Source organism: Mesorhizobium sp. M7A.T.Ca.US.000.02.2.1 (genome assembly GCF_003996995.1).
Classification (GTDB): Bacteria; Pseudomonadota; Alphaproteobacteria; order Rhizobiales; family Rhizobiaceae; genus Mesorhizobium.
The window spans coordinates 1-8,226 of record NZ_RZTT01000276.1 but is presented as its reverse complement, the minus strand read 5'-3'; the positions used below and the strand labels follow the sequence as shown (position 1 = coordinate 8,226).

The following is an 8,226-nucleotide window of genomic DNA, read 5'->3' as shown; positions in this document are numbered from 1 at the left end:
CACGCCTATGTAAAAAAACTGTAATTTTCGTGCCCTTGAATCGCCACGTTCAGAGACCAAAATACACGTCATCGGCAGTTTTCGCCGAGTCCGGAGCAAGGCCCGTCCCCCGCCTATCCCGGACACCTGCGGCAGCCTATCCCCCCTCTCCGGGCTGCCGCATCGTTTCGAGTAGAAGGCCGCCGTGGTTCCCCCTCCACCACGGCGGTCTTTTTTATCCCAGACAGACGTTTGCAGCCCGTGGTCCAATGATCGCGGGCTTTTCGTTTTCCTGTCCTGCCTTTACGGTTCGGGTTCTGAATCGAAAGGCTTCACATATGTCCGCAATTTCCCCCGTCCTCGACCGTCTCGACAACAATCTCGACCAGAGCCTCGAGCGCCTGTTCGGCTTGCTCAAGATCAAGTCGATCTCCACCGATCCGGCCTTTGCCGCCGATTGCCGCAAGGCGGCGGAATGGCTGGTGGCCGAACTCAAGCTGATCGGCTTCGACGCCAGCGTTCGCGACACACCAGGCCACCCGATGGTGGTTGCGCACCATGACGGCCCGGCCGGTTCGCCGCATGTGCTGTTCTACGGCCATTATGACGTTCAGCCGGTCGATCCGATCGAATTGTGGGAAAGCGATCCGTTCGCGCCTGCTGTCAAGGAGGTCGGGCCGGATCACAAGGTGATCACCGGACGCGGGTCGGCCGACGACAAGGGCCAGTTGATGACCTTCGTCGAGGCTTGCCGCGCCTGGAAACAGGTGCACGGCAATCTGCCTTGCCGCATCACCATCCTGTTCGAGGGCGAAGAGGAGTCCGGCTCGCCCTCGTTGAAGCCGTTCCTCGAAGCCAATGCCGACGAACTCAAGGCCGATTTCGCGCTGGTCTGCGATACTGGCATGTGGGACCGCGACACGCCGTCGATCTGCGTCGGGCTGCGCGGGCTGGTCGGCGAGGAGATCACGGTGAAGGCGGCCGATCGCGACCTGCATTCCGGCCTCTATGGCGGTGCCGCCGCCAATCCGATCCGCATCCTGGCCAAGGTGTTGGCCGATATCCACGACAAGGACGGCCATATCACCATCCCCGGCTTCTATGACGGCGTCGAGGAAACACCGTCGCAGATCCTGAAATCATGGGAGACGCTCGGCGAGACCGCCGAGACGTTCCTGGGACCGGTCGGCCTGTCGATCCCGTCGGGCGAAAAGGGCCGCTCGGTGCTGGAGTTGACCTGGGCGCGGCCGACAGCCGAGTTCAACGGCATCATCGGCGGCTATACCGGCAAGGGCTTCAAGACGGTGATCGCGGCGGAAGCCTCGGCGAAGGTGTCGTTTCGCCTTGTCCACAAGCAGGATCACAAGAAAATTCGCGCTGCGTTCCAGAAATTCGTCAAGGAGCGGATTCCGGCCGACTGTTCGGTCGAATTCCATCCGCATGGCGGCTCGCCGGCAATCCAGCTTTCCTACGACTCGCCCTTCCTCGCCAAGGCCAAGAATGCGCTGTCCGACGAATGGCCGAAGCCGGCGGTGACGACGGGCAGCGGCGGCTCCATTCCGGTTGTCGGCGATTTCCAGACCTATCTCGGTATGGAATCGCTGCTGGTCGGGTTCGGCCTCGACGACGACCGCATCCACTCGCCCAACGAGAAATACGAGCTCAGCTCCTTCCACAAGGGCCAGCGCTCCTGGGCGCGGATTCTCGATGCCTTGACGCGCTGAGCGGCGGAACCCCTGTTTTCCTGTTGATTTTTCAGCGGATCGCGGCGAGGACGGGCCACAAGACAAAGCGCTGCAGCGTCCCTTGGGGGTCAGGGGACGCGCAAGGCTCGACCGGAGAACACAATGGCCGATATCCGTTTCCACAAGCATGATCTGCCCGACCTCTCGCACTACAATGTCGGGGCAGTGGCCATCGACACCGAGACGCTCGGGCTCAATCCGCATCGTGACCGGCTGTGCGTGGTGCAGATTTCGCCCGGCGACGGCACGGCCGACGTCATCCAGATCGCACCCGGCCAGAAGAAGGCGCCGAACCTCGTCAGCCTGCTGCGGAACCGTGGCGTAACCAAGCTGTTCCACTACGGCCGCTTCGATCTCGCCGTTCTCTACAATGCGTTCGGCGTCATGCCGGAGCCGGTGTTCTGCACCAAGATCGCCTCGCGGCTGACCCGCACCTACACCGACCGCCACGGGCTGAAGGACATCTGCTTCGAGCTTCTCGGTGTCGGCTTGTCCAAGGCCCAGCAATCGTCGGACTGGGCGGCCGAGACGCTGTCGCCCGAACAGCTCGAATATGCGGCTTCCGATGTGCTCTATCTGCACCGGTTGCGCGATGTGCTTGCCGGACGCCTGGCGCGCGATGGGCGGGCCAAGGAGGCCGATGCCTGCTTCCGCTTCCTGCCGACGCGTGCCAAGCTTGACCTGATGGGCTGGGACGAAGAGGATATCTTCGCCCATAGCTGACGGTCGTCCCGGCCAGCACATCGCGCAGCCGGTACCGGCTGGAACCGGATGCGGGCCGCGGCGTTCTGTCGGCTCAGTTTGTCGGTGCAATTGGGGGATGATGACATGGCGGACAGAAAGCCGATTGTGACCGCGCCGACAGACGGCTCCAAGGTCTCCGTCACGTGGAAGGATAGCGACGGCGTGATCAACGAATCCATCGCGCAATATCGCGACGACGGCTGGTGGGTCTATATCGACAGTCACACGCAAAAGAAGGTCGAGCCGACCAGCTGGCGCCCTGCCGCAAGCGACGATGACGATCAATGAGTGCGCCGCTGGTGAGGCTGGCCGCTTTCGAATAGCCTGAAGCCGTTGATATCGAGGCCGATTCGGAGCTTTCCGTTCCGCCGTCGCCCTCTTGCTCGGAGGAACTCTCTATGGGTGTCGAAAGCCTGCTCGTCTTCATCATCATCGGTGCCATCGCCGGCTGGCTCGCCGGTCTTATCGTTTCCGGTTTCGGCTTCGGCCTTATCGGCAACATCATCGTCGGCATCGTCGGCGCGTTCATCGCCGGCTGGCTGTTTCCGAGGATCGGATTTTCCATCGGCGGCGGCACTCTCGCCGCGATCATCCATGCCACAATCGGCGCCATTATCCTGCTGGTGCTGGTCAAGGTCCTGAAACGAGCCTGAGGCTCGACAACGCAAAGAGCGCGCCATGAAACAGAATACGCTCTATCTCATCATTGGCGCGCTCATAGTCGTGGTCATTGCGCTCGGCATCTACGTCTATCGCGAGCAGACCAAACCCAAGGGCGTCGAGCTCAAGATCGACGACAAGGGCATTTCGATCCAGCAGAACTGAGCCGTCGAACGGCACATGCAGGAGCACGACATGGTGGCTTCTGACGCTCCGGAAGACGTCGATCAGCCCAGAATTACCGTTGCGGAATGGGAGAGGCTGAACAGGCCGCCAAGACGCGAGGCGCTGCTGCGCTATCATTGGCGGGTGTTTCGCTTCCTGAGGACATCCGCGCCGGTCAGCGAATTGCAGGGGCGAGAGCAGGCTTTCCGCGATACGATCATAGCCACCGTAGCCTTCAACCGGCCCGAAATGATCGAATGGCAAATCCACCTGGTACGCAGATACCTGGCCGAGCACGAAAGCTACATCGTTTTCGACAACAGCAACAAGGACGATGCAAGGGAAGCGATCCGCGATCTCTGCCGTCGCCAGCATGTCCCCTATGTCGCCTTGCCGAAGAACAGGCTGGTCGTCAGCAGATCGCACGGTCAAGCGCTCAACTGGATCGTGCGGAATTTCTTGCCTGGGTTCGGGCCGAAGCTTTTCGGCTTCATCGATCATGACATCTTTCCGACTGAGCCATTTTCGATCCGCGACCGGATGGAGGGCAAGAGCCTCTACGGCAGCGTGCGGCGCGATACGCCGACACTAGGCGGCTGGTTCCTGTGGCCCGGCTTCTGTTTTTTCGATGGAAGCCTGTTGCGGCGGCGGCTGGATTTCGCCCCGAGCTACAAGTTTCATATGGATTCCGGCGGCGGTAACTGGCCGGTGCTCTACAGGTCGATCGACCCGGCGATGGTTCGGTTCGCCGATAACAAATCGCTTCGCTTCGGCGCGGGACATGATCAATCCGAGGATTTTTTCATGGTGGTCGATGGCTGGCTGCACGTGACTAACGCCTCGAACTGGAGGCGACAGCAGGTTGACAGGAGCGAACACATTCTCGCGCTGTTGCGGCAAGCCGGCGGTCCTGACCAGCCGGATGTGAAGTTCGAGCCCATCTGAAATCAGGTCTGAGGCGGGTGGTGTTGACAGAAGACGCTGAGGGGCCTGTTGCATTGCGGCCTGAAATCCAGGGGCTGCGTGGCATTGCCGTTGCCCTGGTGGTGGTTTTCCACATCTGGCCCGCGGTTCTTCCTGGCGGGTATGTCGGGGTCGATGTGTTCTTCGTCATCTCGGGCTATCTCATCACCGGTCTGCTTGCCCGCATGGCGCTGCGCGACGGCCGCATCTCGCTGATGGCCTTTTATTCGCGGCGAGTGCGGCGACTGCTGCCGACTGCGATCCTGGCCCTTCTTGCCACGCTCGCAGGAACGCTGGTCTTCCTGTCCATGGCACGTTGGGAAGAGACGGCAATCCAGGTCGCTGCCAGTGTGCTTTATGTGCAGAACTGGCGGCTTGCCTGGCAGGCGGTCGACTATCTCGGCGCCGAGGAGGCGGCGAGCCCGGTACAACATTACTGGTCTCTATCCATCGAGGAGCAGTTCTATATCGTCTGGCCATTGCTGATGGTGGCAGGCCTTTGGCTGGCGCGCCGTCTCGGGCGGCCAGCGAAAGACGTATTCCTCGTGGGGCTGACCGCGGTTTTTGCCGGATCGCTGATCGCCTCGGTTGTCATCACCCGGAGCGATCCGGCCGCCGCTTATTTCGTAACCCATACCCGTCTGTGGGAGCTGGCGCTTGGTGGCCTGCTGGCGCTGACGGTCCATCGGTTCAGGGCAGGGCTGCCATTGCGCGCCGCAATGGCGATGACCGGTATTGGCGCCATCGGGTTTTCAGCGCTTTTCTTTTCCGCCTCGACGTCATTTCCTGGCGCTCTTGCGTTGCTGCCGACCCTGGGGACGGTGCTCATCATTGCCGCCGGCGGCATCAAACTAGGCCGGTTTCGCGGGCTTGACGCCAGCATCCTTTGCTATGTCGGCGACCGGTCGTATTCGATCTACCTCTGGCATTGGCCGCTGGTTGTTTTCTATTCGGCGCATCGCCCCGCGGCCGGGCTCCTTGCAGGTCTCGTGCTGATCGCCCTGACGCTGGCAATCTCGGATCTGTCCTACCGATATGTCGAACAGCGCTACCGGCAGCCTCGGTCGGATACGGAACGGAAACCTCTGGCCTATGCCACTGCCGCCGTTGCCGTATGCGTGATGGTGTCGGGTGGGCTCGGCTATGCGCTCGACAGGCAAGACGTCGATTTCAGCCTGATCGGAACACCGAATTATCCAGGGCCGGCAGCGCTGCTTGCCAACGCTTCGGTTCCGCGCGACGTGGAACTGCTGCCATCCCTCGGCAAACTCAGGCGTGACGTACCGATCGTCTATCGACTGAAATGCCATCAGGAGCAGGACAGCACGCAAGCTGTGGGCTGCCAGCTCGGCGATCCCCAGGGAACCAGAACCATTGTCGTCGCAGGCGATTCACACGCAGCACAATGGATCCCGGCCATCGACAAGATTGCCAGGGACCGCAAGTGGAAATTGGTCACCTTCACCAAGGCTGCATGCCCTTTCACCCTTGCCGCGGTGACGGATGAAGGTAAGCCGTATGAGGCCTGCGCAACATGGCGCGACAACGTTCTCGCCGAGATCAGGAAATTGCGGCCAGACCTGATGTTCACCAGCCAGTCTCGCTATTCCGACACACCGGAGCCGGCAATGATCGACGGTTTGCGCAGCATCTGGAGCGACTTGAACAGAACGGGCGTGCGTATTATCGCCATTCGGAACACGCCTTTCGTCAAGTTCGATCCCGGTGATTGCCTGACCGCCGATCCCGACAAATGCGTCAACGCGCGACAGGAGGTGGAGACGAGCGATGTCTTCGCCCTCGCCGCAGGGGCATTGCCAGGGGTCCGTGTCGTTGACATGAACGATGCCTTATGTGGCAAGCACAGCTGTTCGGCCGTGGTCGGCAACATCATCGTCTGGCGCGACCATCACCATATGACGGCCACCTATGCGCTGGCGCTGGCGCCCTATCTGGCGAAGGCGGCGGGTCTCTAGCGAGATATCAAGGCGTAGCGGCTTTTTCGCATCAACATCGTTGACCAACGCCAGGGCCGGCATTCGAACACGACTTAACCCGCCTTTAAACCGCCGCATCTACTCTTCAACCCGAACGCCATAGGCATCGGGGATATCAAGCACAGCGCATGGCGAACCGCAGAGACAGTCGCATCGAACCCAGTTTCGAGGGGCCGCCGCAGGCGCGGTCCTCGGCGGGTCTTTCGGTGAACGAGGAGGATCGCGTCGTGCCGAGCAATCGCAAAGCCTCCGCAAAACGCAAGCCGGCCAAAGGGAAATCGTCGCGGGCCAAGCGCGGCAGAAGCCGGCGCGGCCTGTTCGGTGTGCTCGGCCGGCTGTTCTACTGGTGCTTCGTGTTCGCCATCTGGGGCGGCATCGCGGTGGCCGGCATCGTCGTCTACTATGGCGCCAAGATGCCGGCGGCGACGACCTGGTCGATTCCCGACCGCGCCCCCAACATCAAGATCGTCTCGGCAGATGGCCAATTGCTCGCCAATCGCGGCATGAGCGGCGGCGAGGCCGTCGGCCTGCATGAAATGTCGCCCTATATCCCGGAAGCCGTCATCGCCATCGAGGACCGGCGCTTCTACTCGCATTTCGGCATCGACCCGATCGGGCTGTCCCGCGCCATGGTCACCAATGTGCTGGGCGGGCGTTTCTCGCAGGGCGGTTCGACGCTGACCCAGCAATTGGCGAAGAACCTGTTCCTGACACCCGACCGCACGCTGGAACGCAAGGTGCAGGAAGTGCTGCTGGCGCTGTGGCTGGAGCACAAGCACACCAAGGACCAGATCCTCGAAATGTACCTGAATCGGGTGTATTTCGGTTCCGGCGCCTATGGCGTCGAGGCCGCCTCGCGCCGCTATTTCGGCAAGAGCGCGCGCGACGTCACCCTGTCGGAAGCCGCATTGCTTGCCGGCCTGTTGAAGGCGCCGTCGCGGCTGTCCCCGGCACGCGATCCGAAGGCGGCCGAGGAACGCTCGCAACTGGTGCTTGCCGCCATGCGTGACGAGGGAAAGATCAGCGCCAAGGAAATGACCTCGGCGATGAGCGCGCCGGCAACGCGCGCGCCGTCCTACTGGACCGGCTCGGAGAATTATGTCGCCGACACCATCATGGAGGAATTGCCCGACCTGATCGGCGATGTGCGCGGCGACATCGTCATCGACAGCACCGTCGACCTCAACCTGCAAAAGCTCGCCGAACAGTCGATCCGCAGACTGATCGACGAGAGCGGCAAGAAGCTCAACGTCACACAGGGCGCGCTGGTGTCGATCGACGATTCCGGTGCGGTGCGTGCCATGGTCGGCGGCTACGACTATTCGACCAGCCAGTTCGACCGTGCTTCGGAGGCACGTCGCCAGCCGGGCTCGGCGTTCAAGCCGTTCGTCTATATGGCCGCGCTCGAAGCCGGTCGCACGCCCGACAGCATCCGCAACGATGCGCCGATCAAGATCGGCAATTGGACACCCGACAATTACGGCGGCAAGTATTTCGGCAAGGTGACGCTGGCCACCGCGCTGGCCAAGTCGCTGAACTCGGTGGCGGCGCAACTGACCATGGAGGTCGGGCCGAACGCGGTTGTCGAGGCGGCGCACCGCATGGGCATCCAGTCCGACCTGATAGCCAACACCTCGATCGCGCTCGGCACTTCGGAAGTGACGCCGCTGGAGCTGACCTCGGCCTATGTCCCCTTTGCCAATGGCGGCTACAAGCCGGACATCCATTTCATCCGGCGCGTGACGACCACCGAGGGCAAGGTGCTTTACGACAGCGGCGGCGGCAGCGCGCCGCGCGTCGTCAAGCCCGAGATCGTCGGCATGATGAACTCGATGATGACGGGCACGGTCGAGATCGGCACTGCCCGGAAAGCGGCTTTCGCCTGGCCATCGGCCGGCAAGACCGGCACCAGTCAAAATTCGCGCGACGCCTGGTTCGTCGGCTACACCGCCAACCTCACCACGGGTGTGTGG

The 8,226-nt window shown here is 62.0% G+C and carries 8 protein-coding genes; all 8 read left to right on the top strand.

Annotated elements, in window-relative coordinates:
• Positions 1-317: 317 nt before the first annotated feature.
• Positions 318-1,703 (top strand): M20/M25/M40 family metallo-hydrolase, encoded by a 1,386-nt coding sequence (locus tag EOD15_RS23090; RefSeq protein ID WP_127322525.1) that lies wholly within the window; start codon positions 318-320, stop codon positions 1,701-1,703.
• A gap of 123 nt (positions 1,704-1,826) precedes the next feature.
• Entirely contained in the window at positions 1,827-2,447 is a 621-nt protein-coding gene (locus tag EOD15_RS23085) for a ribonuclease D (RefSeq protein WP_127322524.1), read from the top strand.
• 105 nt (positions 2,448-2,552) lie between these two features.
• Entirely contained in the window at positions 2,553-2,756 is a 204-nt protein-coding gene (locus EOD15_RS23080; protein WP_127322523.1) for a hypothetical protein, read from the top strand.
• A 110-nt stretch (positions 2,757-2,866) separates the two neighbouring features.
• Positions 2,867-3,121, top strand: a complete 255-nt coding sequence (locus EOD15_RS23075) for a GlsB/YeaQ/YmgE family stress response membrane protein (RefSeq protein ID WP_013529551.1) — start codon at positions 2,867-2,869, stop codon at positions 3,119-3,121.
• A gap of 25 nt (positions 3,122-3,146) precedes the next feature.
• Positions 3,147-3,293 (top strand): hypothetical protein, encoded by a 147-nt coding sequence (locus EOD15_RS23070; protein ID WP_127322522.1) that lies wholly within the window; start codon positions 3,147-3,149, stop codon positions 3,291-3,293.
• Between the two features lie 30 nt (positions 3,294-3,323).
• Complete coding sequence (locus EOD15_RS23065) at positions 3,324-4,238, top strand: hypothetical protein (RefSeq protein ID WP_127408854.1); 915 nt, start codon at positions 3,324-3,326, stop codon at positions 4,236-4,238.
• Between the two features lie 23 nt (positions 4,239-4,261).
• Positions 4,262-6,232 carry an acyltransferase family protein gene (locus tag EOD15_RS23060; RefSeq protein ID WP_164762102.1) on the top strand — a complete coding sequence of 657 codons (1,971 nt, stop codon included), beginning with the start codon at positions 4,262-4,264 and terminating at the stop codon, positions 6,230-6,232.
• 149 nt (positions 6,233-6,381) lie between these two features.
• Positions 6,382-8,226, top strand: a 1,845-nt coding sequence (locus EOD15_RS23055; protein WP_148129622.1) for a transglycosylase domain-containing protein, incomplete at its 3' end; no start/stop codon positions are given.